The organism is sulfur-oxidizing endosymbiont of Gigantopelta aegis (assembly GCF_016097415.1).
Classification (GTDB): domain Bacteria; phylum Pseudomonadota; class Gammaproteobacteria; order GRL18; family GRL18; genus GRL18.
The window spans coordinates 3,471,222-3,497,217 of sequence record NZ_JAEHGE010000001.1; the positions used below are offsets into that span (position 1 = coordinate 3,471,222).

Genomic DNA, 25,996 nt, shown 5'->3' on the forward strand with positions numbered 1-25,996 from the left:
TTAATGGCTGTGTCAAACTTCACCCATAATATTCATCGTAAATTGTTTACTCAATAATCTATTAAGGTAAAAGTATCAATCAGTCATGAGCTTAAGTAATAAAATAAATTATATACAACAAGCATGGAATGATTTGCGTATTGGTGCACGCCTGACAATCGGTGTGAGCACCATCTTATTTCTCACCGTTGTTGTTGGTCTAGTGGGTTGGGTCACGCTGGAATCTCAGTCTCGCTCACAAATTTTAGCCAATCAGGCGATTGATTTAGTCAGTGCATTACGTGCTGCACGTCAGGACGAAAAAAAACTATATGCTCAGTGGTGATGCCATCCATATTAAAGAAACGCTGGAAGGCATAGAAAATATCCGAAAAAATGCTGAAAGACTCAAGTCTGACTTAGAAAAAGAATTACATGCGATGCTGAATGATTTATTAGCTGAGCGGGATAACTATCAAACTGAATTTGAAAATTTTGTTGAATTGAATTATAAAAAATCGCTCAGCTTAAAAGAGATGGTAAGTCAGGGACGAGAACTGGAAAATACGGCGGTTATCTTACGTGATGATCAGAAAAAAGAATTGCAGCGTCTGGAAACTTTGGCCGTTACCTCATCCGATGAACGCCAGGAAAAAGAGAAAAAGCGGATGATGCTAATCGCATGATTAAGCTGATGGGTGAAGCACGACAACAAGAGAAAAATTTCCTGCTACGCAATAATCCGCGTTATGCCGATGATACAGAAAACCTGGTCGATAAACTCATTATTCAGGCTAATTCCACTAAATCTCGCTTTGAAGATGTAGAAAATCAACGTTTGGCACAACAAATTATTGATGCTGCCGAGCAATATAAAAAGGATCTAAAAGCCGTTGTTGAGGGTGAAAAAGAAAATACTCAGGCATTAGCAACCATTATTATTTTGGGTCGTTTAGTGGAAGATCACTCGGTTAAACTCCGTGAAGATCAAAAACAAGAACTCTTAAAATTAGAACAGCAAACGACTGACACAGGGAAGCAGCGACTGGATAAACGTGAGAAGGCCGATCTGGCCAATCGTATCATTAAACTCATGGGAGAGGCGCGGCAACAGGAAAAAAACTTTTACTGCGTAAGGAACAATCTTATGCTGAAGTCACTTATGACTTGGTCAGAGAAATGATCAAACAGGCGGTTGATTTACGGCAGCGTTTTCAGGACAAACAAAATAAAAAATTAGTCAATCAAGTCATTGAAGCTGCAAAACAGTATTTGGATGAATTTAACAAGATTGTTAAGATAACCAACGCCAATGTCTTAGCTCAGGATTCAATGGCATCATTGGGGCGTAAAGTGGAAGATCGTTCATCTCAATTGAGGGATGATCAGAAACAAGAACTACAGCGCCTGGAGCGCATTTCAACACGTTCTTCTAAGCAACGGCTGGATAAACGCATCAAGGCGGATACGGCGAATCGTATTATTAAGCTAATGGGCGAAGCCAGACAACAGGAAAAAAACTTTCTATTACGTAAGGAGCAAGCTTATGTTGAACAAACCCGCACCTTGGTGAATCAGGCAGTACGTCAGGCACAATTATTACGCGAACGATTTCAGGATAAGCAAAACCGTGAATTAGCGGATAAAATTATTAGCGCTGCACAAAGTTATTCACAAGAATTTGAAGATGTTGTGGTGGCTGAAAATGAGCAGGTGCAACAGCAAGCACGTATGGTGAATGCCGCTCGTGAGATTGAGCAATGGGCAGGTCAAATTCGTCATAAAACACAATTGTCTGCGGATAATGCTAAAGAAACCGCTGTCGTTATCATTCTATTGACCTTAGCTCTGGCGTTAATTCTAGGGGTTGCTGCGGCGGTTATATTGACCAATAGTATTTCCAAGCCTATTCAGGAACTTGTTGAGGTCATTAACCGACTGGCACGCGAAGATAATGTGGATGTACCCTTGGTGATGAATCAGGACGAAATTGGTAAAATTGCCCGCGCAATTTCAAACTTTAAAGAAGTTATTCTACGGCGTAAAGAAAAAACCGAGGCACAGCTCATTCAAGCTGAGAAAATGGCCGCATTGGGCGATTTGGTTGCCGGTGTGGCTCATGAAATTAATACGCCAATAGGTATTGCCGTGACGGGTAGTACACACTTGCAAGATCAAATCACCTTATTAGAGCAAAGCTTTGATCAGGGCAAACTGACAAAATCAGAATTTAAAGACTTTGTCGATAATGCGATGCCAACAGCAGCAACGATACAAAATAATTTGGAGCGAGCCTCTGCCTTAATCAAAAGTTTCAAGCAAGTGGCCGTTGATCAATCCAGTCAGGAATTAAGAATCATAAAAATAGCCGATTATATTAATAATGTGTTAGTCAGTTTACACCCTAAGATCAAACAAACTAAACATCAGATTTTAGTTGAAGGCGATCAACAATTGATGATTGAAACAGTGCCGGGTGCACTGTCACAAGTGATCACTAATTTGGTTATGAACTCCTTAACACATGGTTATGAGACTGACTCAGAGTCTGGCATTATAAAAATTAATATCGCATCTGAAAATAAAGATGTCATTATAACGTATAGTGATGATGGGAAAGGCATGAGTGATGAAACGGCAAAACGTATTTATGAACCCTTTTTTACGACTAAGCGTGGTACCGGTGGTAGTGGTCTGGGACTGAGTATTATTTTCAATTTGGTCACACAAACATTAGGTGGTGTTATTCATTGCTCCACAAAATATGAGCAGGGTGTAAGCTTTGAGATACGCTTTCCAATCAAAAAAGAAATGGATAACATAAATGATTGAAGATGATGATCTGTTATTTAATGACGATGATGATGAGACAAATGTGAATGATAAGACATCATTAAAGAGTGATTTGCAAGCCTGGAAATTACTCATTGTTGATGATGATCCTGAAGTACATCAAATTACCAAATTATCTTTAGTTAATTTCAAATTTGAAAATAGAGGTTTGGAATTTTTGCAGGCATATAGTGCTGAAGAAGCTTTAAAAATTATTCAGTCAACGCCTGACATTGCACTCACATTACTGGATGTGGTAATGGAAACAGAACATGCTGGCCTAGAGTTAGTCGAAAAATCCGTACACAACTGAACAATAATCGCATTCGAATTATTCTCAGAACCGGGCAACCGGGGTGGCGCCGGAAAGAGATATCATTGTTCATTATGATATTAATGATTATGCAGAAAAAGCCGAATTATCAGCCCAAAAATTATTTACCTTAGTTGTCGCTAGCTTACGTGCTTATCGAGATATCGTAAAATTAGAAGATAGTCGGGCTGAGCTAGTGGAAGCTAATTTACGTTTATCAAAAGAGCGTGAACGCATACAAGTAACCCTGGATTCAATTGGTGATGGGGTAATGACGACTGATGCACAAGGTTTGATCACCCATCTTAATCCAGTGGCAGAAAAATTGACCGGCTGGAGTCTACAAGATGCTTGCGGACTGGATGTTAAAAACGTTTTTCCTATTGTTGATGCCTCCAGTGGCGAGACGATTTCAAACCCCATTGACAAAGTCATTGCCACGGGCGAAACCGTCTATTTGAGTAATCATACCACACTGATTTCCAGAACCGGGAAGCAATTTCAGATTGCAGATTCGGCAGCGCCTATTAGAGGTGCAGACCAGCAGATTGTGGGTATGGTGCTGACCTTTAATGATGTGACAGAGCAATACAGTCTGCGCGAAGCGGCTAAACAGAGCTAACATCATCTGCAAATGATTATGGATCATACTCCCGCTATTATTTATGCCAAAGATATTCAAGGTCACTATCTTTTTTGTAAATCAGAAGTTCAAGTCGTTTTTGAACTCACGACAGAGGAAGTCATTGGTAATACGGATTTTGATATTTTCCCTGCTGAAATTGCCACAGCATTCCGCAAAAACGACCAGCTTGTTTGGGAGTCAGGAAAGGCTTGGAAGCTGAAGAAAGCGCACCTTATAAGGATGAAATCCGACATTATTTATCGGTTAAATTTCCTATTTTAGATGCTGCTGGCATGGCCTATGCGATGTGTGGTATTTCAACGGATATCAGTGAGCACAAGAAACAGGAAGAACAATTGCGCCGAAGCCAAAAATGGAGGCCATCGGTCAACTCACCGGTGGTATTGCACATGATTTTAATAATCAACTGGGTGTGGTGCTCGGTTACTTAGATTTTATCAATGACTCCGTTGAAGATGATAAAAACTGCAAAAATGGATTGGTACAGCCACCAAAGCTGCATTACGCTGCACTGATCTAACGCGCCAGTTATTGTCTTTTCACGCACCCAAGCGAATGAAAAAACCGTAGTCGATATTAACTCTAAATTAGAAGAGTTAAAAATATGTTGGCCCGTTCTATCACGCCTGCAATTGTAATCCAATATTTTTTAGCGGATGACCTCTGGCTAACAGAAACGGATGGCGGAGAGTTTCAAGACGCTATTTTAAACTTGGTTATTAACGCCCGAGATGCGATGCCTAATGGTGGTAAGTTATTAATTGAAAGCAGTAATAAAACAATTGATAGTGATTGTACGCACATTAATTCGACAGCGACTGCGGGTGATTATGTTCAAATTATGCTCAGTGATACCGGAATGGGCATGGATAAAGCCACTCAGGAGCGTATTTTTGAACCATTTTATACCACCAAGCCTAAAGGGAAGGTACGGGCTTAGGGATGGCGATGGTGTATGGTTTTGTGAAACGCTATGGTGGTTTTTTTCAAATCTATTCGGAAGTCGATGTGGGTACAACAATGCGCTTGTATTTACCGCGTACGCTTTCGGAGCAGGAAAATGCTGTTTTACCTGAAAAGAAAGGCGTTATTCCATCCGGTTCAGAAACGGTTTTAATTGTTGATGATGAAGTAGATTTATTAAATTTAGCCGACACTTATCTCTCTGCTTTAGGTTACCAAACTTTTTGGCTGAAAATGCCCAACAGGCGATGGCAATCATGGCAAAACAGCCGAATATTGATGTGTTATTCAGTGATGTGGTGATGCCGGGTGGTGTTAATGGTTACGAGTTAGCCGAGCAAGCCATAGAAAAATATCCACATATTAAAGTGCTGCTGACTTCGGGCTTCACTTCGAACACCATCGCTCAAAATGGGCAGCAACGCTTTACAAGACAATTATTAACGAAACCCTACCGAAAAATAGAATTGGCTCGGGCGTTACGCAAAGTGATAGCAAAATCGGTTTAATGAACACTGGATACCTTGTAAGATGTGTTTGAGTGACAAAGCGCAGCAATATTTTTTTATTTTCTAGAATTATCCCTCAATCAAGTAGAATACAGCTCTCATTCTTATTAGTGGAACTCTTATGGATAAATTTAGCCTCATTATTGTTATTGGCGTTATCGCCCTGACCGCCTATTATTTTATGTCAAATAAAAATAACGGCAAAACTGCTGTAGAAAATACCCGCCTGGGGGCAGAATATTTGGCTACAAACAAAGTCAAAGAAGGCGTTGTAGAAACAGCATCAGGCTTGCAATATCAGGTGCTGACTCAAGGCAGTGGGACACAGCATCCTAGCGCGAAAGCAACGGTTAAGGTGCATTATCATGGCACTCTAATGGACGGTAAAGTTTTTGATAGCTCGGTGGATCGTGGTGAGCCTATTAGTTTCTTGATTACCCACAAAGCTCCGCCATATTTCGATAATTATACTATAATTATACTATAATTAAAGTATAGATTATGTGTGGAGTAGAATGATGTCAAAAAATAAAATTCAGTTTCAAGAAGGTTATAGTTTATTTGAGCTTTTTAATGATTATGGCACTGACAAACAGTGCCGACAAGCCTTATTTAAATGGAAATTTCCTGATGGATTTGTTTGCCCAGAGTGTGGCAATAAGACTTATTGCACTCTAGAACATCGCCATCTTTATCAGTGCCACCATTGTCATCATCAGACATCAGCAACCTGTGGGACAATATTTGATAGTACCAAACTGCCTTTATCTAAGTGGTTTTAGCGATTCATCTTATGACTCAATTGAAGACAGCGGTTTCAGCATTAGAATTAAAGAGACAGCTTAAGGTAAGCTACAATACAGCCTGGAGTATGAAACAAAAGATCATGCAGGTTATGAAAGAACGTGATGACAGTAAACCTTTATCAGGCATCATTCAAATTGATGATGCCTACTGGGGTGGTGAGCACAGAGGCGGCTCCAGAGGTCGTGGTTCAGAAAATAAAACACCGTTCGTTGCAGCCGTTTCTACTAATGAAGATGGACACCCGATTGCAATGAATTTAAATGTGCTTAAAGGGTTTAAATCCAGTGAAATAAAACGATGGGCACAAACTCATTTAACACCTGGAAGTACTGTTTACTCAGATGGGTTAAATTGTTTTCCTGCGGTTAAAGAAGCTGACTGTAAGCATGTTCCAATCGTCACGGGTGGTGGTGCGGCAAGTGTTGATAAAATTGAGTTTATCTGGGTTAACACTATGATAGGTAATATTAAAAACTCTATGAAGGGAAGCTATCATTCCATTAACTCAAAACATTTACCTCGGTATCTTGCTGAATTTTGTTATCGGTTTAATAGACGCTTTAACTTAAAAGACATGATGCCAAGGTTTTTATGCGTGGCGATGAAAACGCCACCTATGAATGGAAAGCTCCTAAAAATGGCGGAGCTTTATGGGTAATCAAGATTAGTTTTGCATTAAATCAGGTTATTCCCGGTTGGACTGAAGGACTGCAATTAATGGTTGTCGGTGAAAAGACCCGTTTTTTATTCCGGCTAAACTCGCCTATGGCAATCGAGCTATGGGCGCCATTGCCCCTGGCTCGACATTGATCTTTGATGTGGAACTCTTAGGTGTTACAGAATAGTATCATGAGTATAAGGCGATGCTAAAAATACTCTGTTTTGGTGATAGCATTACCCTTGGTGAATTAGACCTTGAGTGGGGTGGCTGGGCTGATCGTTTAAAGAGGCACTTTTTGCCCAATTTTCAGCACAACAAACACAAGACATTGGCCTATATAATCTGGGCATTGCCGGAGAAAATACCGATGGCTTAGTTTATCGATTTGAAACAGAGCTCAAAGCACGTCATATCAATGGTCAACAATTGATTATTTTATTCGCCTATGGTGCAAATGATATTGTCATTCATAAAGATAAAAATATTGTTCCGGAAGCTTATTTTATCAGGAATTTAAAACACTGTATTGAAATAGCTCAAGGTGTTAATGCCGAGATAGTATTATTAGGTGTTTTGCCAATCTCTGACCGCATTGAAGGTCAAGTAAATCAGCATGGCAAGTTGCGTTTTGATAGTGACATACAAAAATATAATGTCATTTTAAACACGCTTGCTCAAAAAATGCATTGCCAATTTATTGATTTATACTCGATTTTTTCGGAAGCTGGCAATAAAGAAAAGTACCTTTCCAGCGATGGATTGCATCCCAATGCTAAGGGACATGAATTGCTCTACAAAAATATAAAGCAACAACTCGAAGCATTAGTTCTTTAACAGGTAAAATTTGTAGGGTGGGCACTGCCCACCAATTGCGATCAATGAATACTGCTGATGGACAGCTCCCTACGTTCTATTTTTTTATTTAGCCTTATTTTATTGACTCTTTAGCCTGTCAGTATCAAACTGAACCACGTAAATGCTTCACTTGAGCGATTATAATGGATTAAAGTGAAATATCGCTTATTTATATTGACAACTCAATGGGATTAATTTGAGAAACACACGTATTTTAACATTGGGCATCATTGTATTGGTGTTTATGGTCGCTTTTATCGTCAGTGTATGGAATCCATTTACACCTCGTATAATGAGCCCCAAAGACCAACCAACAGCATGTTGGCAACCGGATTCCCCTATTGCACAGTTTGATCCAAAGACTGCGGTCTATTCTGATTTTCTGCCGATCAATGATGGTATTGATGCACTTTCCTGGCGCTTGGCTCTTATTGAATCGGCTCAAGAGCGTATCGATGTGCAATATTTTATGTGGCACATGGATGAGGTGGGTTTACTGATACTGGAACGCTTATTGAGTGCAGCCGATCGGGGCGTCAAGGTGCGGATCTTATTGGATGATCTCATGGGAGGCTGGATCGTGAATGGCTTTTGGCCAGTGCCCATGAAAATGTAGAAGTACGATTATTTAATCCTTTTAGAACCCGTGATGATAATTGGTTGGCGAGAGGACCCGAGTGGCTGATTAATATTTCACGCTTAAATCGCCGCATGCATAATAAGTTATTTCTGGTGAATCAGAAAATCGGCATTATGGGCGGTCGAAATATTTCTAATGAATATTTTGGTCTTGGGAGTCATCTTGATTTCCGTGATTTTGATTTGCTGGTATCAGGTCCGGTGTCTTATCAATTGGATGAGAGTTTCGAAACCTTCTGGCATAGCACTTGGACTTATGCACCGAAAAAATTACCGAACAAAGAAAAAACCAGAACGATCTTGATGTTTTCGTGAGACAACACGGCAGTGGTTATCAAAGGCAGAGAAGATAGCTTATTTGCAAGACCTAGGCTATAACTGGGAAGATAAATTGACTGAGGCTCGTAAGCGGTTTATACACGCCAGTGCCAAGGTGATTTATGACTGTCCACCGGGGACAAAATCGGACAAGCCAGTGCAAAGGGTGATTGTTAGCTTTCGTGATTTATTGCATGTAACGGACAAAAAAATATTATTGGTATCACCCTATGTGGTACTGCCAGACAGTATACGTGAACATTTGTTTGACGCAATGGAACGGAATGTGACAGTTCAGTTACTGACTAATTCTCTTGCCGCCGCCGATCAAAATATTACTTTTAGTGCCTATGCAAAAAGTCGCAATACATTGCTCAGTAATGGTATAAATATTTATGAAATGAAGGCAAATGGGGAGCATTGGGATAATTATCGTACGCCATTGTCATCCGGTGAATACCTCAGTGTACATGCTAAAATTGTTCTTCTTCTGGATGATGATAAAGTGATGGTGGGTTCGCCTAATCTTGATCCACGTTCGAAGCTTTTGAATTCGGAAATAGCCTTGTTGATCCGTAGCAAAGAACTTTCGCAACGGATTTCGCAACTTTTTAAGCGTGATCTTCAAGCCGAAAATAGTTGGCAAGTCCGCTTAGATGATGCCGGTAAAATGTATTGGGAAGCGGGTGATGAAAAGTACTATAAAGAGCCTGCTCGTTCAACGCTACAACGACTACAGGTGTTCTTTTTCTCGTTATTTCCGATTGATGATCAGCTTTGATTAGTCATTTTTTTTGGTGTTTTTTCTTCAATCCACTTGCTCATAAAATACTGGCTACGATAAAGATTATGACGTAATATTTGGCCATAAAAATTATTTTTCGATGTGCTGATAAATTATTCATTAATTGTTTGATGGTGTTTATAAAGGCGAGCGTATGTTGTGATTCATTGAATTGTTGCTTAATAATTTGCTCACCATGCTGCTGACTTACTTGCCAAAGTGTTTTATCTTGATAGAGTTGAATGGCACTTTGGGCAATTTCCTCAGGTGTTTCGGCAATGAGTCCACCCCACGATGAAGGCTCATTGTTTTTGCTCTCATTTAGCGCCATTCCTTCCTGACCAATGGCGGTACTGATACAAGGTGTACCTGATAACCAACCATCCGCTATTTTACCTTTGATGCCTGCACCAAAGCGCAAGGGTGCTAAATTAACGCGGTATTGGCCTAGAGTTACAAGAGCATCGTCTGCTCGACCTTTAATAAAGAATCCCTTTTCGGGCTGGTGTAATTGCCAGACTTTTTCTGATGGGTAAGCACCATAAACATGTAGTTCTGCTTGTGGTAGTTGTTTTCTAATGAGTGGCCAGATAGATTGATAGCACCATAAGACGGCATCCCAATTGGGTGGGTGTAGAAAATTGCCTATCATGACAAAATGCTCACGGCTGTTATATGGCTGATGGCTGTTATAAAATTTTTATGAATAATATGATGCTTGTTTTCTAATGTCAGCATAAAGGGACAATAGAGTAAAATTTCCGCTGCTATGTTAAATTGCTCCGTCAGCAATTGCATTTCATAGCTGGAAATAATCAAACTGAGATCACAACGTAAAATAGCCCCTATTTCACGCACACAGTCATCACTGTATAAATCCAGTTCTTGCTTACTTTGTAAGGCTTTTTGTCGGGCTCTACGCAGAAAGTGCAAGTCCTGAGTGTCGAGGATATTAATGGCTGCTGGAAAATGCGCCTGTACCCGGGGAGCAAATTGTTCTTCGGTGATAAAGCGATCATAAATAACAATGTCGGGTTGGATCGTTAGAATGAAATCATCAAAGGAACTGTCATTGAGTTTGATTGCCTGACTGGTAATATTCAGTTGCTCTAAGTTCGCACAATACTCAGTTTTATCGGCGGCACTGCTAAAATAAATTTGCCAATTGGATTCACTTTGTAGGGCTTTTAACAAGGCTAAAGTCCGATAACCAGCTGCAGAAGAACTGGGTTCAGGCCATAGATGACCAATGAAGAGAATTGTTTGTTTGCTCATTAGTTAGTATTCATCCGTTTATTCTAAAATTATTTGATAATTGCGACCGTAGGGTGGGCATGGCTTTATCTGCCCACGCTGACTCAAGCGCTTATTATGTACACTTTCAGCGTGGGCACAAAAGCGTGCCCACCCTACAGTTCTTTATATAAAAAACCTATTTACGGATGGATACTAGTTAGCTTTTGCTATCAATCGGAATAATACCTTCTAAATGCGTGGCGATAATGGCCTTAGCCTGCTTGATAAAGGCAATAAAATAAGCTTGTTCCCGATCTTCCTTGCGGATAGCCGCATATAAGATGCCCCAACAACCCTTTTCTCCCAGCGGCAGGGCTTTGATGCCGTATTGCTGTAGCACTTTTTATTTAACACCCAACACGGCAGGGCAGCCACACCGCGATTGCTGGCAATCAATTGCAAGGTCATGGCATTGACTTGTGAATGACGTACCAAGCTCGGTTCAACGCCAGCAGGCCCTAGAAAACGGGTAAAAATATCCAGTCGTTCGCGTTCCACGGGATAAGTGATCAGCGTGTCATCATACATGTCTTCGGCAAAAATACAGGCCTCAGAAGCTAGGGGGTGTTGTTTGGCAACCGCTAAAAAGAATTTGATAGTTAAATAATGGAATATAAGTCACTTCATCGTGATCACGAATGTCTGAAGTAATAATTAAATCGGTATTAGCACGTAAGAGTGATTCGGTGGGATTAAGATCAAAGCCGGTTAACAAGTCTAATTCGACATCGGGCCAGTCAGACGGTATTGATCAAGGTGGGCATCAACCAGTCAAAGCAACTATGGCATTCGACACCAATACGTAAACTGCCACTATCGCTGGTTTTGATTCGGCTTAGTTGTTGCTCTGTTTGTTTGACCTGAGGAAGAATTTTATCCGCGAGCTCCAGCAGTTTTTGACCAGCCGGGGTAAAGCGCATGGGGCGGGTTTTTCTGACCAATACGGGCGTGCCGAGATAGTCTTCAATACTTTGAGTTGGTGAGATAATGCCGATTGTGACAAATTCAGTAATTCTGCCGTAGCCACTAGACTACCGGTTTCTCTGAGCCCAACTAAAGTTTTTAGGTGACGAATTTCCAGATCCATATTTGAACGCCTTTTTCTTAGCCGTGTGAATACAGTTTAACAGCTTTGAGTCGATTGGTAATAGCTATTCTAGCGTATTTCCGGTCGGTAGTAGAAGTCTTATGCTCATAAAAAAAGCCGATATGGTCAGGCCGATCAATAAGCCAATCCAAAAACCGCTAGCGCCCATGGGGGCGGTGATTGTGTCGGTCAAAGCAAGGCTATAACCCAAGGGAAGCCAATAAACCAATAGGCAATAATGGACAGGAACATGGGAATCGTTGTATCTTTTAAGCCCCGTAGTGAACCGGCAGAACAAAGTTGAATACCGTCAGAAAATTGATACAAAGCAGTGAATATCATCAGGCTACTGGCCAGTTCAATGACTTCGCGATTATCCGTATATAAGGCCGGAATACCACTGGAATAATTAACAATTAAAATAGCTGCAGTCGTGGAAATTGTCAAACTGATGATATAGCCGGCCTTGATGGTGTCCCGTACCTGTTGATATTGTTTGGCACCACTTAAACGCCCTACTTGAATGGTTAAACTAATGGACAAACTGAGAGGCAGAATAAAAATCAGAGAGGAAAAACTTAGGGCAATTTGATGAGATGCAACTGCTACAACACCCATAGAGGCGAGAAATAGGGCAATAATAGAGAAAATACTCCCTTCGACAAAAAAGTAATGCCGATGGGTAGTCCCAGCACTAATAAGCGTTTTAACTCTTCGAAATGGGGGCGTAAATCAGCTTTGAATAATTCAATAGGGGCGAGTTTTTACTTTGAAATAAATACATTAGTAAGCCAAAGAACATCACCCAATGTGTAATCGTAGTCGCCCAGCCTGCGCCCACGCCACCCATAGCCGGAGCGCCTAAATAGCCAAAAATCAAAATACTATTACTGATAATATTAACGATCAATCCCAAAATGCCGATCAACATAACGGGGATAATATTGCTCATGCCTTCGTTTAAATAACGTAGAATAAAAAATCCGACAATAGCAGGCATACCCCAGGCAATGGCACGTAAATAACCGTCGGCAATGGGCAAAATGGGGGCTTCAACAGACATAAAGACAAATAAATCATACATGGAGTACAAAGTGACAAAGCCGAATAGGCTGAGTAGAAGTCAATCCAGAGTGATTGTCGAATAGTATGACCTATATTAGAGTATTGCTTTGCCCCGCAGAAATGAGCAACGGTCGGAGTAATGGCATTCAAAATACCACCTAGTAATAACATTAATGGTATCCAAATACTTGAACCGACAGCAACGGCAGCCAAATCAGCGGCACTGGCATGACCGGACATCACCGTATCCACGACACCCATGGCCATTGACTGAACTGAGTGGCAATAACGGGGGCGGCGAGGAGAAGTAGTTGTTTAAGTTGTTGTTTGAGTGCTTGCATCTAAGGGGGTGAACTATCCTGATGATGAGTTGATTATTAGGATTATAGCGTACTTGTTATTTGGTTTTGCAATGAATTGGTGCTAAAAATGGATGTTTCAATATTTGGGTGAGTCCTTTTGACCCCCCTCTCACTAGGGTAAACACTTGCCAATAGGGGGGATAGGTCATTGAATTATGCTTGATAATTACCTATACTTGAGCGTAGATTTAACGTGCGATTTATTTTTACTTTTTAACTTCATGATAAATAAGTAAATAATATCATGCCTGTAAATTTAAAGGCATAAACAAGTAGGGATAGAAAAAATAAATTCACAATTTTCATAAATATTAAATAATAAAATGCTAATGTCTTAGAAGTGCTTATATTTGGATATTGGTAAATGGCAGGAGACTAAATCATGTCAACTCAAGACCTCGATCAGGATATTGATCAACAGGAAACGCAGGAATGGCTCGATGCACTGGAAAGTGTATTAGAAAATGAAGGGCCAGAACGCGCTCACTTCTTATTAGAGCAAATGATCGAAAAAGTACGTCGTTCCGGTGTCAACCTGCCACATTCTTCAAATACTGCTTATGTCAACACCATCCCCACGCATTTAGAACAAGCGATGCCCGGTGATATTGCCATGGAAGCTAGAATTCGTTCTTTGATCCGTTGGAATGCAGCGGCGATGGTGGTTAAGGCCAACCGTAAGTCTTCAGAGTTAGGTGGACATATTGCCAGTTTTGCCTCTGCTGCGACATTGTATGATGTGGGCTTTAACCATTTTTTCCGTGCTCCGACTCATGAGCACGGTGGTGATATGGTTCTTTTTCAAGGACACTCAGCACCTGGAATGTATGCCCGTGCCTTTTTAGAAGGGCGTTTTGATGAAGAGCAGTTAGATAAATTCCGTCAGGAAGTGGATGGCGGCGGTTTATCTTCTTATCCACATCCCTGGTTAATGCCTGATTTCTGGCAATTCCCAACCGTATCCATGGGCTTAGGTCCAATTCAATCCATTTATCAAGCACGTTTTATGCACTATATGCATGATCGGGGCCTATCCTGTACTCGCGGTCGTAAGATTTGGACTTTTATCGGTGATGGTGAAACCGATGAGCCGGAAACATTGGGTGCAATTTCACTGGCGGCGCGGGAAAAACTGGACAATTTAATTTGGGTCATTAACTGTAACTTACAGCGTCTGGATGGACCGGTGCGTGGTAATGGTAAAATCGTTCAGGAATTAGAAGCGATCTTCCGTGGCGTGGGCTGGAAAGTGATTAAAGTCATGTGGGGCAGTTATTGGGATCCTTTGCTGGCTAAAGATAAAGACGGCTTGCTAAAACGCCGTATGCTGGAATGTGTTGATGGTGATTTCCAGAACTACAAATCCAAAGATGGTGCTTATGTCCGTGAACACTTCTTTGGCAAATACCCCGAACTAAAAGCTATGGTGGCTAATATGTCAGATGATGATATCTGGCGTCTTAACCGTGGCGGACATGATCCCCATAAAGTCTATGCCGCTTATAAAGAAGCAGCAGATACTGTCGATCAGCCCGTTGTTATTCTTGCTCATAGTGTCAAAGGCTATGGCATGGGTGCTGCAGGTGAAGGTCAGATGCGGACTCACTCGCAGAAAAAACTTGATGCGGAAGAAATGATTGCTTATAAGAATCGTTTTAATATTCCCATCTCTGATGAGCAAGCGGGTAAGGCCGACTATTACCATCCGGGCAAAGACAGTGACGAATATAAATACATGATGGCACGTCGTGAAGCACTCGGTGGTGTAATGCCAGTGCGCAATCGTACTGCGGCACCATTGGATGTGCCTGACTTGTCAATATTTGACCCTATTCTTAAAGGCTCTGGTGAGCGTGAAATGTCTACCACTATGGCCTTTGTACGTATGCTGACCTTATTAGGCCGTGATAAAAATATTGGCAACAATATTGTCCCCATCGTACCAGATGAAGCTCGCACCTTTGGAATGGAAGGCATGTTTCGTCAACAAGGTATTTATTCTTCTGTGGGTCAGCTTTATACACCACAAGATAAAGACCAAGTAATGTTTTATAAAGAAGATAAAACGGGTCATATCTTGCAGGAGGGTATTAACGAAGCGGGTGCGATGTCATCTTGGATTGCAGCGGCAACTGCCTATAGTAATCACAATGTCAATATGGTGCCGTTTTATATTTACTACTCCATGTTTGGTTTCCAACGTATTGGTGATTTGGCCTGGATGGCCGGTGATATGCAGGCACGTGGTTTCTTATTAGGTGGTACTGCCGGTAGAACTACATTGGCAGGTGAAGGCTTGCAACATCAGGATGGTCACTCCTTAATTCTGGCAGCAACTATTCCAAATTGTGTGACCTATGATCCCACTTTTTCTTATGAATTAGCCGTCATCGTTCAGGATGGTATGCGCCGGATGTATAAAGAACAGGAAAATGTGTTCTATTACATCACCGTCATGAATGAAAACTATCAGCAACCTGCCATACCTAAGGGCGTGGAAAAAGGCATACTCAAAGGTATGTATCTTCTTCAGGGCGGTGGTAAGCGTCGTAAGAAAGTACAATTGATGGGCTCGGGCACTATTTTACGTGAAGTCATAGAGGCAGCTCGTTTACTCGATGAAGACTGGTCAGTCGATGCCGATGTCTGGAGTGTGACTAGCTACAACGAATTACGTCGTGAAGCACAGGATGTCGATCGCTGGAATATGCTGCACCCATTAGAAGAGCCAAAAATTTCGTACATTGAGAAATGTCTGAAAGATCGTCGTGGTCAGTGCTTTCTGCAACGGATTATATTAAGGGTTATTCTGATCAAATCAGAAAATGGGTACCTGCTAAATATGATGTACTGGGCACCGATGGCTTCGGTCGTTCTGATACCCGTGCACAATTAAGAAAGCATTTTGAAGTGAATGCGGTTTATGTCGTTATTGCTGCTTTGAAATTACTGGCGGATGATGGTCAGTTCCCAGCAGGCAAAGTACAAGAAGCCATTGCGAAATATGGTATTGATCCTGAAAAACCAAATCCAGCCACTGCTTAATTGCAGTTTGCTTGCCGACTTTTGGGTCGGCTTGGTTTCAGGACATAAAGAATACAGTGGAGTAATACCATGAGTAAAATGATAGAAGTATTTGTACCGGATATTGGTGATTTTGATGATGTTGAAGTCATTGAATTGCTCGTATCTGAGGGTGACACGATTAACGTTGAAGACTCGTTAATTACTGTCGAGTCGGACAAGGCCACCATGGAAATTCCCAGCAGTCATGCGGGAGTTGTGGCCAAGGTTAAAGTGGCTGTCGGTGAGCGTGTTGCCGAAGGCTCACTGGTCATCTTATTAGATGCTGAAGGCGTTGTCACAGAAGCGGCCCCGGTTGAAGAAAAGTCTGAGCCAGCGCCTGAGCCGGTGGTAGAAAAAGCAGTACCTGAAAAGAAACTTGCTCCTGTCTCGGCAAAAACCTTCACCGACGATTAATATCGATCATGAGAATTTCAAAAAAGCCCATGCCTCACCCTCAGTCAGAAAATTTGCCCGTGAGCTCGGCGTTGATTTAACGAAAGTGAAAGGCACGGGTAATAGTAGTCGTGTCTTGAAAGAAAATGTGCAAGATTTTGTTAAACAAGCGCTAAAAAGAACCTGCCAGTGGTGGTACTAGCTTGGGTGTTGCGCCAATGCCTGACATTGATTTCAGTCAATGGGGTGAGGTTGAAACCAAGAAACTATCCAAAATTAATATTCTGACGGGTAAGTTTTTACACCGTAACTGGGTGAACATTCCTCATGTGACCCAATTTGATGAAGCGGATATTACTGAACTGGAAGCTTTTCGTAAGAAGAGTAATGTTGAATATGCCGATAAGGGTATTAAAGTCACCATGCTGTCATTTATGATGAAAGCAGTGGTTGCGGCACTGAAAGAGTTCCCTCGTTTTAATTCTTCGTTGGATGTCACCGGTGAGTCACTGATCCAGAAAAATTATTACCATATCGGCATCGCTGTAGCGACTCCGGACGGTTTGGTGGTGCCGGTGATTCGTGATGTGGATAAGAAGAGCTTAGGCGATTTAGCCGGTGAATTACGCGAAGTATCAATGAAAGCCCGTGATAAGAAACTCAAACCTTCAGAAATGCAGGGTGGTTGTTTCACTATCTCAAGTCTAGGTGGCATTGGTGGTACTAGTTTCACTCCGATTGTGAATGCCCCTGAAGTGGCTATTCTTGGTGTCTCGCGCTCTAAAATGGCTCCGGTCTGGAATGGCAGTGATTTTGATGCCCGCTTGATGTGTCCTTTAGCCCTATCCTATGACCATCGTGTCATTGACGGTGCTCAAGGCGCTGCATTTACCGCTTATTTGAGCAAAATGTTAGCAGATGTTCGCTATTTATTAATGTAAACAACGGGAATTTAAAAATGAGTAATACCATTGAAGTAAAAGTCGAATATTGGCGACTTTGATAGTGTGGAAGTGATTGAGCTATTGGTCACAGTGGGGGATTCAATTAATGTTGATGATCCACTGATCCGGTTGAATCAGACAAGGCCAGTATGGAAATTCCATCCTCGGATGCCGGTGTGGTGAAAAGCATTAAAGTCGGTCTGGGCGACTCGGTTTCTGAAGGCAGTGTGGTAATAGAACTTGAGGCATCTGCTACTAGTGTTGAAAGTGCGGCTGAAAAGCCTGCTGAAGCAGCGCAAGAAAAACAAACTAAAGCTGAGCCGGAAACAGCAAAAGAGACTGCACCGACTGCTAGCAGTTTCTCCGGTGAGTCTGACATTCAGGCTCAAGTGCTAGTCTTAGGCTCCGGCCCCGGTGGTTATACCGCAGCCTTTAGAGCGGCAGATCTGGGCAAGCAAGTTGTCATGATTGAGAAAGATGATTATCTGGGTGGTGTCTGCCTGAATGTGGGCTGTATTCCCTCAAAAGCCTTATTACATGTTGCTGAAGTGTTAAATGAAACACGCGAATTTTCAGACTTGGGTGTGACTTATCAAGAACCAGAAATCGACACTGATAAGTTACGTGAGCATAAAAATAAAATTGTCGGTCGCTTAACGGGCGGTTTAAAACAGTTGGCCAAACAACGTAAAGTACAAATTGTTAATGGCTATGGTAAATTCACCTCGGCTAATAGCATTGAAGTTGAAGCGGCTGATGGTACGAAACAAGTGGTTGCTTTTGAGCATTGTATTATTGCCGCCGGTTCATCGGTGACTAAATTACCCTTTATTCCCTGGGAAGATGAACGGGTTTGGGATTCAACAGATGCTTTAGAATTGCATAATGTGCCCAAGCGCTTACTCGTTGTTGGTGGTGGTATTATCGGTTTGGAAATGGCCTGGTTTATCATGCGCTAGGCGCAAAAGTCACAGTGGTTGAATTAGGCGCAGGTTTAATTCCCGGTGCTGATCGTGATTTACTCAAACCTTTTGAGCGGACTTTAAAACGCCGTTATGAAAATATTTATCTGAAGACTAAAGTGACAGAATTGACGCCAACAGATGAAGGCATAGTCTGTAAATTTGAAGGTAAAAAAGCCCCTGAGCAAGATACTTTTGACAATGTCTTAGTGGCAATTGGTCGTTCACCTAATGGCAAGCTAATTGATGCGGATAAAGCTGGTGTTATGGTCAATGAGCAGGGCTTTATCCCTGTTGACAGCCAACAACGCACCAATGTGGACAATATCTTTGCTATTGGTGATGTTGTGGGACAACCGATGTTGGCCCATAAGGCCACTCATGAAGCAAAAATTGCTGCTGAAGTGATTGATGGTCAGCAACGCTATTTTGATGCCCGCACGATTCCTTCAGTTGCCTATACTGAGCCGGAAATTGCCTGGTGTGGTCAAACAGAAGAGCAGCTTAAAGCTGAAGGTGTTGAATATGAAAAGGTGTTTCCCCTGGGCAGCCAGTGGTCGGGCTTTATCGGTAGGTGCTGATGTGGGTATGACCAAGGTCTTATATGATAAGGCCACCCATCGCATGTTAGGTACGGGTATTTTGGGGAAAAATGCTGGAGAACTCATTGCTGAAGCGACATTAGCGGTCGAAATGGGTGCAGAAATGGAAGATGTCGCCTTGACGATTCACCCACATCCTACCCTGTCTGAAACCATTAACTTTGCCACGGAAGTTGCTGAGGGCACTTGTACGGATATTTATCTGCCGAAGAAAAAATAGTCAAATAGTGGAAGCACTGAATTAGCGCAGGCTAATATTTTTCAGTGCTTCAACTGATTTATCTAAGTCAATTTTCCAGATTTAATTTATTCACCGCATCACTCTTGCCAAAAAACTTGTCAAAAAAATCCCTCAGTTTATAGAATGAGTCATGCCTTTACAAAATGAAAATATAAAGTAATACTTCACTTAATCAAATTATAGTCAGAGTTAAATATCAAGTTATTATGTATCTTTTTATAAAATTGTATCCATTTTTTCTTTTTTATTATTTCTATCTGGCTGTTCAAGTCAGTCAAAGATTGAAAATTTTGAAATAACAGAGCATTCGCCTGAAAACCAATACTCCTATAAAAACAATCTAAAAAACAGAGGCGAGGTGAACTTGTTTGTTTCCTTTTCTGGTGGTGGAACCCGTGCTTCGGCTTTTTCATATGGTGTGCTTGAAGTATTAAGGGACACAATGATTAGCACGGCAACAGGCAGGAATAGTTTGTTGTCTGAAGTAGATGTCATTACCGCTGTCTCAGGTGGTAGTTTTACAGCCGCTTATTATGGTCTGTATGGCGATAAAATATTTGACGATTATGAAGAAGTTTTCTTAAAGCGGAATATCCAGCATGTACTGATTAGTGGTATTCTCAATCCATTAAATTGGATGAAGTTTATTGGTAGTGGATTTAACCGTTCAGAATTAGCCGTTAATTATTATGACAAACATATTTTTGATGGTAAAACTTTCGCTGATTTTAGATCGGATATGCCATTTGTGCAAATTAATGCCACCGATTTAAGTGCCGGTCAGCCGTTTATTTTCAGGCAAGAATATTTTGACTTTTTGTTCCGATTTATCACAGTTTCCAGTTTCAAGAGCGGTAGCTGCTTCATCAGCAGTACCTGTTGCATTTGCTCCCATTGTTTTAAAAATTATCATGGCTGTCATGAATCCGAGTCAGCGGGCGATGCAATAAAAACACATTATCAGGATAATACTCGAACAGAGCAAATAAAAAGTGGACTCTTTCGCTATATCGAGAAAGATCTTGTTGACTATGTTCACCTAGTGGATGGTGGTGTTTCTGACAACTTAGGCGTGCGAGTGCTATATGATACTGCGAACATCCTGAGTAATATCCCTGAAATATCCGATGAAGCGGCCTCTAATCCGCCAAAATATTTAGTATTACTCATTGTTAATGCTGCCGTATCGCCAGTAAAAAGGATGGATAAAGACCCTAAAGAACCCGCAATATTTGAGCAATTGAGTGCGGCTTCAGCAGCACAAATCAATCGATACAATATAGAGACGATTCAGTTGATAAAAGATTCTTTGCAGGCATGGGCGTCAAAATTGTCAAAAACAGCAGACTATGAAGTTAAACCTTTTTTTATTCAAATTGATTTTAATGGTATACAAGATAAGAAAAGAAATCGCCTGCTGCATACGATTTCCACCAGTTTAGCCTTGCCCGCCGAACAAGTGGTTGAGTTGCGTAGTGTGGCAAGAATCTTATTAAATAAGTCGCCTGAATTTCAACGTTTGATCACTGAACTTAATGCACCATCAAATACACCGATCTTAAATGACTATTGAGAAGCCCTTATAAGGTCCTGATAAAACGACTTCAGCTTGTTGAGTCGCCGTTTAAACACAGTGCTGAAGCACATCTGATAACACTAGCCACAGTATAGCTTACAAAGCATCTTGAAAAAAACCTTTCGCAAAAAATGCTAAACCCAGCAAAATTTTCTTGATAGACTTAGCCTGAATAACTGTCTATTGGATAACTTATGTCTATCTCAGAAGAATTAATTTTTAGGCAAAGTGGTCGAGAATTTGATCACAAGGATGTTCAACTCATCCAACAAACCTTCAGAATGTTTCCAACCCTATCTCAATCAGAATTGCTTGAAACGATCGGTGAAAACCTAAATTGGCTTACTGCTTCCGGTTTTCCCAAACGACGTGCCTGCAAAGAATTGATTATCCAAATGGAAGAACAAGGACTGATTCAATTACCACAAAAGCGTTCTCAAGGTGCAGTGAAGCGTTCATCACCCACAAATACCTCACTGACAGATACACCTGATATTTTAGAGGCGACTCTCAAAGTAATCAGCCCTGTTTCGGTTGAACCCGTAACAAATGATAAACCTAAAAACCGCAGTAGCCCCTGCAATGACATAAAATCCTGCAAAAAATTTCTTTTAGCTGAACGGTTTTGTCTAGGCTGGAGCAGGTAGCTTAATTTGTCGTGATTTATCTGAAACCAGTTCAAATTTTTCCATCGCTTTCTCTAAAATATAGCCCCAACACTCATCTAAAGTTAACTGCGGAGCAATTGCTTTAAGTTGTTTAAAAAACTGATTTAATCGCTTGTATATTCCCTGCAATTTTTTCACGTCACCATGGTTGCTGGTAATGAACATTTTCTTTTGGTTGCCTGATTTTGTTAAACGTCCAATACTACTCAGTAATAAGGGACGGCTTGTGATGGCTTCATGGTGTTTTTCTGGAATGGCTAAACGAACAAATAAATTCCACCAATTATAAACCAACGCAATCATTCAAGACATGAACTGACAACTCTTAATATCTTGAGTGGCATATCCACCCCAGCCCCATTGATTTTTCATTTCATCAAAGTTATTTTCACAGTCCGCTCGGTCACGATAATGGTAAAACATTGAGACTAAGTCATCTTCTAAATCAGTCACTAATACGGAGTACTCATAGGCTTTAATATTTTCCTGTCCATCAACAAATACCATCTCTTGTTGACCTCTCTTTTTTTGTACTCAATGGCCACCATGTTGTCATTAGATAAACGTCGGCGGATAATAACAACTCGGCGTGGCATTTCCCAACCATCCAGCTGAATATCATCATCCTTAGCTTCCCAACCTTTACGAACAACTGTCCATTCACCTAAGCCATGATGCTTTCCTATAAGCTCTTTAACGTTTTTTGAACGTTTAAGCTTGAACAGATAAGGTTGATTAATACTCTCCAGTTCTTTCATGAATTTATCCGTACCATAACCAATATCACCTCGAACAAATTCCGGTCTTTCATCGACCGAAAAACGTTTGAGTAAGCTCATTAATCCAGGTAATGAATGGTTTGAATGTGCCTGGTTTCCAGATTGAACTTCAACCTCTAACACTAAACGAGTATTCGCCATCATATAGGTATGATAGGTGTGTGATGGTCGTCCTGGCTTTTGTGGATTGTAGCCTATCTTGGCACCTTCCTGATGTCCATAAAGCGGTTTAACTGTGATATCAGCATCTAAAATCCAGGGTGTTTTCAGTAAGGGGAATAGCTGGATTGTAAATGTGTCTGTAACCATTTTATTCCCATTTCTTCATCAATCTTTTTAAACCTCGACGTGCAGAATCATCACTCACGACTTTACTCATGCCTAATAATTCAGAGTTGACTCGATCACTCATTAAATTCGTTATATGAGCATAACGCTTATGACCGGATAAAATGGATAAAAATAATGAACCCAGCACATCAATTTTTTTAGGGGCATTATTGCTTTTGTAATGAAGTGGGCAATCATCAACCCAGGGTTGAAATCGACCACCGAGTTTTAGAAATTGAATAAAAATGGAAGTTGACCTATCGGAGTAACGGCTGCATCAGGATCCCATTCGACTTGTAATTTTCCACCATAAGTCTCTACTTCAACCGCTTCAAATAGGTCTGTTTTCTCGGGCAATTGGGATACACCCATAGGGTGAATGACTTTTGGCGGTAATTTCATGATATTTCACTATAAATTCAACAGGTTATGATTGTAGCCGATTTTTAACTGATTTTTATAGGATAAAGAACGACATCTTTGGAATGAGTATATTGAACGATATCACCCCCTTGGATATAAACACCCCTTTGGTTATGCCATCCGTTATTTTATTCGTGCCAATGGTCAATACCTTGGCTGCATTATGTTGTCTGGTGCATCACGCGCTTTAGCGCCACGTGATCGCTGGATTGGCTGGCAGCCAAAACAACGTAAGGCCAACTTATCCTGGATAGTGAATAACTCACGCTATCTTATTTTTCCCTGGGTTAAAGTGCCTCATCTGGCCAGTCATGTCTTAGGTCAACTTGCTCGGAGAGTCGCTGATGACTGGGATGAACGCTGGGGTTTTCGCCCTGTTTTATTAGAAACCTTTGTTGATCCGCTCCACTATTCGGGCGTTTGCTATCAGGCTGCAGGGTGGGAAATGTTGGGTAAAACCACGGGAAGAGGTTTAGCGCAACCCGGTAAAACTTATACCAGTAGCCCTAAGCTGATTTATATCAAACCGCTTTCAAAGCAATGCCAGTCATTACTGTGCTCTACATTACAAGGAAGAACTGAATGATGAATGAATTTAAAAAAAATCGTCTGGCTCAGGATATGATTGAGGGCAACCGTTGCAAAAAAAACACTGGAAAAGCATCTCTACTCAGATAAACCCAAGCAACAACTGAGCACAGCCAGTCTTTTAGCGAATTCGCTCTGCCCATGGCAAACACCTGAAGAAGAACAAGTGGCAAGACAACAGCTCAGTCAAAACCAGCTTAATGTCTTTCGTTCTCAATTGCCTCTCATTCTAAAGGGCTTTAAACAAATACCCGATCACCGAAACCCCAAAAAGATAAAACATAAAATAACCGTATTAATGCTCTATGGACTGTTGATGTTCGTCTTCCGCTTTGCTTCACGTCGTGAAGTGAATCGGGAAATGACTCGACCTCTATTTGAAAAAAATCTAAAAGAATTCTTTCCAGAACTCGACACATTGCCCCATGCAGATACCTTACATCGAGTGCTGAAAAAAATAGAGATAGAACAATTTGAACAGCTCCAACTTAATGTGCTGAACGCTCTTATCCGAAAGAAAAAATTCAAGCGTTATCTCATCAATAATTGTTACCCTGTTGCTATCGATGGTTCACAAAAATTGGCTCGAAAGGTGCTTTTTACTGAAGAATTGTTGCAACGCAAAAAAAGCAAGAAGAAGGATGCCAACAATAAAGATAAATTGAATGAGGATGAGGATGAGGATGAAGATGAAGAATATCAATACTACATCTATGTACTAGAAGCGAATCTGTCCTTCCATAACGGTATGGTTATCCCTTTGTTAAGTGAGTTTTTAGAATATCAATTGGGTGATCAACAAAATAGTAAGCAGGACTGCGAACTCAGAGCCTTCAGACGTTTGTGCAAAAAAATAAAATCTTACTTCTCACATTTACCCATTCTATTATTGCTGGATGGTCTTTATGCCAATGGTCCGTTAATGAAATATTGCCAGAAGAAAAACTGGCAGTATATGATTGTTCTACAAAAAGCAGATTTAAAGACAGTCTGGCGAGAATTTAATTCACTGAGTACAATACAAAAAAATAATCAATATCAGCAAGAATGGAATGGGAGAGAGCAATATTTTACCTGGGTCAATCAGATTGAATATGATTTTGATAATGGCAAAAAAACAATGACCGTCCATTTAGTGGTTTGTGATGAGTATTGGCAAGAAGTGAATTCATTCGGAGAAGTTGAGCAAAAGCATTCACGCCATGCCTGGCTTTCCAGTCGTGAGCTTAAAATGCATAATGTTCATGAACGCTGTAACCTGGGTGCTCGATACCGTTGGGGAATTGAGGCTAATTTTTTAGTCGAAAAACATCAGGGCTATCATTATGAGCATTGCTTCAGCCTGAATTGGAATGCCTTGAAGGGATATCATTTACTCATGCGCTTAGCTCATCTGTTTAATGTCCTGGCTTTGTTTTCGGTGGCTTTAGGGGCTGTTGATCTTTTGTGTTTATATTTTAACCAACCCACATCGGTAGCCAGATTAAACAACAAGCCAAAGCTAATGTACTGGCATAGTTTCTTTCCAACTTATCGTAACGTGTAGCAATAGCACGATAATGCTTTAGTCGAGCAAATACATTTTCAACCAGATGTCTGTATTTATACAAACACCAATCCATATCTGAATTACCTGTTTTTGAATTCTTCTTTCTGGGTATAACAGGTACGGACTTTTTGTTACGAATAATTTCTCTTATTGATTCACTATCGTAACCTTTATCCGCTATAACGTAGTCTGAAATGGGTAAACGGGCGATTAAGTCAGGTGCTGCTTTACTGTCATGCACCTCACCGCCCGTTAGGATAAATTCAATCGGCAAACCATAACTATCAACAGCCATATGTATTTTAGTGGTATTACCACCACGGCTTTTTCCTATCGCTTCGACACTATTACTTGCAGCACCCATACTATGTTGATGAGCCTTTATAATACTGCCATCAATAAATTCCCACTCAATATCAGATAGTTTTTTCAGAGCATTAAACAGTGCGAGCATAATGCCTTTCTTTGACCATAAGTTAAATCGCCTATAAATTGCACTCCAGTGACCAAAAGAGGCGGGAACATCTCTCCATGGGCAACCAACTCGCATTCGGTAAAGTATACCTTCCAATGTGCTTCTATGCTCTGCCTTATTATATATTCGACCGGTATAAAGCATTCAGCAATTCTCGCTGAGATGAACAATTGAGTTGTAGTGGTACTTACCAAGCAGAAATAAAAAAACTTTTCGCAGTAACTTTAGCAAAATTAAAAAAATCGAATAAAAAGCTTGCATTTTGAGAAACAAGAGATCAAACT

At 41.0% G+C, this 25,996-nt stretch carries 26 protein-coding genes and 11 pseudogenes; 25 read left to right on the plus strand and 12 right to left on the minus strand.

Annotation, left to right across the window (positions count from 1 at the left end; translation table 11 throughout):
• Positions 1–85: 85 nt before the first annotated feature.
• The 18 genes and pseudogenes from JEU79_RS17795 (at position 86) to JEU79_RS17880 (ending at position 9,303) form a co-directional block, all read left to right on the plus strand.
• Positions 86–325, plus strand: a complete 240-nt coding sequence (locus tag JEU79_RS17795; RefSeq protein WP_198265190.1) for a hypothetical protein — start codon at positions 86–88, stop codon at positions 323–325.
• Positions 312–665, plus strand: a complete 354-nt coding sequence (locus tag JEU79_RS17800; RefSeq protein WP_198265191.1) for a hypothetical protein — start codon at positions 312–314, stop codon at positions 663–665. The genes JEU79_RS17795 and JEU79_RS17800 overlap by 14 nt, the downstream gene beginning before the upstream one ends.
• Positions 662–1,162: a hypothetical protein gene (locus JEU79_RS17805; protein ID WP_214660621.1), complete on the plus strand. Its 501-nt coding sequence runs from the start codon at positions 662–664 to the stop codon at positions 1,160–1,162. Before JEU79_RS17800 ends, JEU79_RS17805 begins: the two co-directional genes overlap by 4 nt.
• The gene (locus JEU79_RS17810) at positions 1,159–2,811 is read left to right on the plus strand and encodes a sensor histidine kinase (RefSeq protein WP_198265193.1); all 1,653 of its coding nucleotides are present in this window, start codon (positions 1,159–1,161) and stop codon (positions 2,809–2,811) included. Before JEU79_RS17805 ends, JEU79_RS17810 begins: the two co-directional genes overlap by 4 nt.
• Positions 2,804–3,124 (plus strand): response regulator, encoded by a 321-nt coding sequence (locus JEU79_RS17815; protein ID WP_198265194.1) that lies wholly within the window; start codon positions 2,804–2,806, stop codon positions 3,122–3,124. The genes JEU79_RS17810 and JEU79_RS17815 overlap by 8 nt, the downstream gene beginning before the upstream one ends.
• A gap of 43 nt (positions 3,125–3,167) precedes the next feature.
• Positions 3,168–3,746 carry a PAS domain-containing protein gene (locus tag JEU79_RS26765; protein ID WP_246540374.1) on the plus strand — a complete coding sequence of 193 codons (579 nt, stop codon included), beginning with the start codon at positions 3,168–3,170 and terminating at the stop codon, positions 3,744–3,746.
• Between the two features lie 18 nt (positions 3,747–3,764).
• Entirely contained in the window at positions 3,765–4,031 is a 267-nt protein-coding gene (locus JEU79_RS17825) for a PAS domain-containing protein (RefSeq protein WP_198265195.1), read from the plus strand.
• 91 nt (positions 4,032–4,122) lie between these two features.
• Positions 4,123–4,290 carry a hypothetical protein gene (locus tag JEU79_RS17830; protein WP_198265196.1) on the plus strand — a complete coding sequence of 56 codons (168 nt, stop codon included), beginning with the start codon at positions 4,123–4,125 and terminating at the stop codon, positions 4,288–4,290.
• Between the two features lie 84 nt (positions 4,291–4,374).
• Complete coding sequence (locus JEU79_RS17835; protein WP_198265197.1) at positions 4,375–4,710, plus strand: ATP-binding protein; 336 nt, start codon at positions 4,375–4,377, stop codon at positions 4,708–4,710.
• Between the two features lie 23 nt (positions 4,711–4,733).
• Complete coding sequence (locus JEU79_RS17840) at positions 4,734–5,036, plus strand: hypothetical protein (RefSeq protein WP_198265198.1); 303 nt, start codon at positions 4,734–4,736, stop codon at positions 5,034–5,036.
• Complete coding sequence (locus JEU79_RS17845; protein WP_198265199.1) at positions 4,991–5,242, plus strand: response regulator; 252 nt, start codon at positions 4,991–4,993, stop codon at positions 5,240–5,242. The genes JEU79_RS17840 and JEU79_RS17845 overlap by 46 nt, the downstream gene beginning before the upstream one ends.
• Positions 5,243–5,363: 121 nt before the next feature.
• Positions 5,364–5,672, plus strand: a pseudogene (locus tag JEU79_RS17850) (FKBP-type peptidyl-prolyl cis-trans isomerase N-terminal domain-containing protein); the annotation flags it as partial.
• A gap of 88 nt (positions 5,673–5,760) precedes the next feature.
• Positions 5,761–6,707 (plus strand): annotated as a pseudogene (locus JEU79_RS17855) (IS1595 family transposase).
• A gap of 5 nt (positions 6,708–6,712) precedes the next feature.
• A pseudogene (locus tag JEU79_RS17860) lies at positions 6,713–6,894 on the plus strand (FKBP-type peptidyl-prolyl cis-trans isomerase); the annotation flags it as partial.
• 134 nt (positions 6,895–7,028) lie between these two features.
• Positions 7,029–7,544: pseudogene (locus tag JEU79_RS17865) on the plus strand (SGNH/GDSL hydrolase family protein); the annotation flags it as partial.
• Between the two features lie 217 nt (positions 7,545–7,761).
• Entirely contained in the window at positions 7,762–8,181 is a 420-nt protein-coding gene (locus tag JEU79_RS17870; RefSeq protein WP_198265201.1) for a phospholipase D-like domain-containing protein, read from the plus strand.
• Positions 8,157–8,519: a phospholipase D-like domain-containing protein gene (locus JEU79_RS17875; RefSeq protein ID WP_198265202.1), complete on the plus strand. Its 363-nt coding sequence runs from the start codon at positions 8,157–8,159 to the stop codon at positions 8,517–8,519. Before JEU79_RS17870 ends, JEU79_RS17875 begins: the two co-directional genes overlap by 25 nt.
• A 76-nt stretch (positions 8,520–8,595) precedes the next feature.
• On the plus strand, positions 8,596–9,303 hold the full coding sequence (locus JEU79_RS17880; protein WP_198265203.1) for a phospholipase D-like domain-containing protein: 708 nt from the start codon (positions 8,596–8,598) through the stop codon (positions 9,301–9,303).
• Positions 9,304–9,343: 40 nt separating this feature from the next.
• Here the strand turns inward: JEU79_RS17880 and JEU79_RS26770 are convergent, their stop codons facing one another.
• The 6 genes and pseudogenes from JEU79_RS26770 to JEU79_RS28805 form a co-directional block, all read right to left on the minus strand.
• Positions 9,344–9,958 carry a glycosyltransferase family 4 protein gene (locus tag JEU79_RS26770; RefSeq protein WP_246540375.1) on the minus strand — a complete coding sequence of 205 codons (615 nt, stop codon included), beginning with the start codon at positions 9,956–9,958 and terminating at the stop codon, positions 9,344–9,346.
• Positions 9,955–10,581 (minus strand): hypothetical protein, encoded by a 627-nt coding sequence (locus JEU79_RS26775; protein ID WP_246540376.1) that lies wholly within the window; start codon positions 10,579–10,581, stop codon positions 9,955–9,957. Before JEU79_RS26775 ends, JEU79_RS26770 begins: the two co-directional genes overlap by 4 nt.
• 178 nt (positions 10,582–10,759) lie before the next feature.
• A pseudogene (locus tag JEU79_RS28800) lies at positions 10,760–11,689 on the minus strand (LysR family transcriptional regulator).
• A 189-nt stretch (positions 11,690–11,878) separates the two neighbouring features.
• A complete protein-coding gene (locus tag JEU79_RS17895) occupies positions 11,879–12,388 on the minus strand; it encodes an MATE family efflux transporter (RefSeq protein ID WP_198266062.1) in 510 nt (169 codons plus the stop codon).
• A 7-nt stretch (positions 12,389–12,395) separates the two neighbouring features.
• Positions 12,396–12,788, minus strand: a pseudogene (locus JEU79_RS26795) (MATE family efflux transporter); the annotation flags it as partial.
• A gap of 29 nt (positions 12,789–12,817) precedes the next feature.
• Positions 12,818–13,021: pseudogene (locus JEU79_RS28805) on the minus strand (MATE family efflux transporter); the annotation flags it as partial.
• A gap of 477 nt (positions 13,022–13,498) precedes the next feature.
• Here JEU79_RS28805 and aceE point away from each other — a divergent pair.
• The 5 genes and pseudogenes from aceE (at position 13,499) to JEU79_RS17930 (ending at position 21,547) form a co-directional block, all read left to right on the plus strand.
• Positions 13,499–16,161: pseudogene (aceE, locus tag JEU79_RS17910) on the plus strand (pyruvate dehydrogenase (acetyl-transferring), homodimeric type).
• A 69-nt stretch (positions 16,162–16,230) separates the two neighbouring features.
• Positions 16,231–17,516: pseudogene (aceF, locus tag JEU79_RS17915) on the plus strand (dihydrolipoyllysine-residue acetyltransferase).
• Positions 17,517–17,533: 17 nt separating this feature from the next.
• Positions 17,534–19,303 (plus strand): annotated as a pseudogene (lpdA, locus tag JEU79_RS17920) (dihydrolipoyl dehydrogenase).
• A gap of 385 nt (positions 19,304–19,688) precedes the next feature.
• A complete protein-coding gene (locus tag JEU79_RS17925; RefSeq protein ID WP_198265206.1) occupies positions 19,689–20,897 on the plus strand; it encodes a patatin-like phospholipase family protein in 1,209 nt (402 codons plus the stop codon).
• A 197-nt stretch (positions 20,898–21,094) separates the two neighbouring features.
• Positions 21,095–21,547, plus strand: coding sequence for a hypothetical protein (locus JEU79_RS17930; RefSeq protein WP_198265207.1), 453 nt, complete (start codon positions 21,095–21,097; stop codon positions 21,545–21,547).
• On the opposite strand, the gene JEU79_RS17935 is transcribed toward JEU79_RS17930, so the two are convergent.
• The 5 genes from JEU79_RS17935 to JEU79_RS17955 form a co-directional block, all read right to left on the minus strand.
• Positions 21,530–21,862, minus strand: coding sequence for a hypothetical protein (locus JEU79_RS17935; protein WP_198265208.1), 333 nt, complete (start codon positions 21,860–21,862; stop codon positions 21,530–21,532). The genes JEU79_RS17930 and JEU79_RS17935 overlap by 18 nt on opposite strands.
• A 9-nt stretch (positions 21,863–21,871) precedes the next feature.
• Positions 21,872–22,021, minus strand: coding sequence for a hypothetical protein (locus tag JEU79_RS17940; RefSeq protein ID WP_198265209.1), 150 nt, complete (start codon positions 22,019–22,021; stop codon positions 21,872–21,874).
• Entirely contained in the window at positions 22,021–22,656 is a 636-nt protein-coding gene (locus JEU79_RS17945) for a transposase (RefSeq protein ID WP_198265210.1), read from the minus strand. Before JEU79_RS17945 ends, JEU79_RS17940 begins: the two co-directional genes overlap by 1 nt.
• Before the next feature lies 1 nt (position 22,657).
• Positions 22,658–22,825: a hypothetical protein gene (locus tag JEU79_RS17950; protein ID WP_198265211.1), complete on the minus strand. Its 168-nt coding sequence runs from the start codon at positions 22,823–22,825 to the stop codon at positions 22,658–22,660.
• An 80-nt stretch (positions 22,826–22,905) separates the two neighbouring features.
• On the minus strand, positions 22,906–23,079 hold the full coding sequence (locus JEU79_RS17955; RefSeq protein ID WP_198265212.1) for a hypothetical protein: 174 nt from the start codon (positions 23,077–23,079) through the stop codon (positions 22,906–22,908).
• 76 nt (positions 23,080–23,155) lie between these two features.
• On the opposite strand from JEU79_RS17955, the pseudogene JEU79_RS17960 reads away from it, so the two are divergent.
• A pseudogene (locus JEU79_RS17960) lies at positions 23,156–23,686 on the plus strand (Druantia anti-phage system protein DruA); the annotation flags it as partial.
• 39 nt (positions 23,687–23,725) lie between these two features.
• Positions 23,726–25,234 (plus strand): transposase family protein, encoded by a 1,509-nt coding sequence (locus tag JEU79_RS17965; protein WP_198265213.1) that lies wholly within the window; start codon positions 23,726–23,728, stop codon positions 25,232–25,234.
• Here JEU79_RS17965 and JEU79_RS17970 read toward each other — a convergent pair.
• Positions 25,146–25,856, minus strand: a complete 711-nt coding sequence (locus JEU79_RS17970; RefSeq protein WP_198265214.1) for an IS5 family transposase — start codon at positions 25,854–25,856, stop codon at positions 25,146–25,148. The genes JEU79_RS17965 and JEU79_RS17970 overlap by 89 nt on opposite strands.
• Positions 25,857–25,996: the final 140 nt, after the last annotated feature.

Bases quoted from the DNA above. Each gene is read 5' to 3' on its own strand.
- JEU79_RS17795 (WP_198265190.1), top strand. From the start codon at position 86: ATGAGCTTAAGTAATAAAATAAATTATATACAACAAGCATGGAATGAT.
- JEU79_RS17805 (WP_214660621.1), top strand. From the start codon at position 662: ATGATTAAGCTGATGGGTGAAGCACGACAACAAGAGAAAAATTTCCTG.
- JEU79_RS17825 (WP_198265195.1), top strand. From the start codon at position 3,765: ATGGATCATACTCCCGCTATTATTTATGCCAAAGATATTCAAGGTCAC.
- JEU79_RS17945 (WP_198265210.1), bottom strand. From the start codon at position 22,656: ATGGTTACAGACACATTTACAATCCAGCTATTCCCCTTACTGAAAACA.
- JEU79_RS17930 (WP_198265207.1), top strand. From the start codon at position 21,095: ATGTCTATCTCAGAAGAATTAATTTTTAGGCAAAGTGGTCGAGAATTT.
- JEU79_RS26770 (WP_246540375.1), bottom strand. From the start codon at position 9,958: ATGATAGGCAATTTTCTACACCCACCCAATTGGGATGCCGTCTTATGG.
- JEU79_RS17970 (WP_198265214.1), bottom strand. From the start codon at position 25,856: ATGCTTTATACCGGTCGAATATATAATAAGGCAGAGCATAGAAGCACA.
- JEU79_RS17955 (WP_198265212.1), bottom strand. From the start codon at position 23,079: ATGAAATTACCGCCAAAAGTCATTCACCCTATGGGTGTATCCCAATTG.
- JEU79_RS17835 (WP_198265197.1), top strand. From the start codon at position 4,375: ATGTTGGCCCGTTCTATCACGCCTGCAATTGTAATCCAATATTTTTTA.
- JEU79_RS17830 (WP_198265196.1), top strand. From the start codon at position 4,123: ATGGAGGCCATCGGTCAACTCACCGGTGGTATTGCACATGATTTTAAT.
- JEU79_RS17815 (WP_198265194.1), top strand. From the start codon at position 2,804: ATGATTGAAGATGATGATCTGTTATTTAATGACGATGATGATGAGACA.
- JEU79_RS17845 (WP_198265199.1), top strand. From the start codon at position 4,991: ATGGCAAAACAGCCGAATATTGATGTGTTATTCAGTGATGTGGTGATG.
- JEU79_RS17810 (WP_198265193.1), top strand. From the start codon at position 1,159: ATGATCAAACAGGCGGTTGATTTACGGCAGCGTTTTCAGGACAAACAA.
- JEU79_RS26775 (WP_246540376.1), bottom strand. From the start codon at position 10,581: ATGAGCAAACAAACAATTCTCTTCATTGGTCATCTATGGCCTGAACCC.
- JEU79_RS17800 (WP_198265191.1), top strand. From the start codon at position 312: ATGCTCAGTGGTGATGCCATCCATATTAAAGAAACGCTGGAAGGCATA.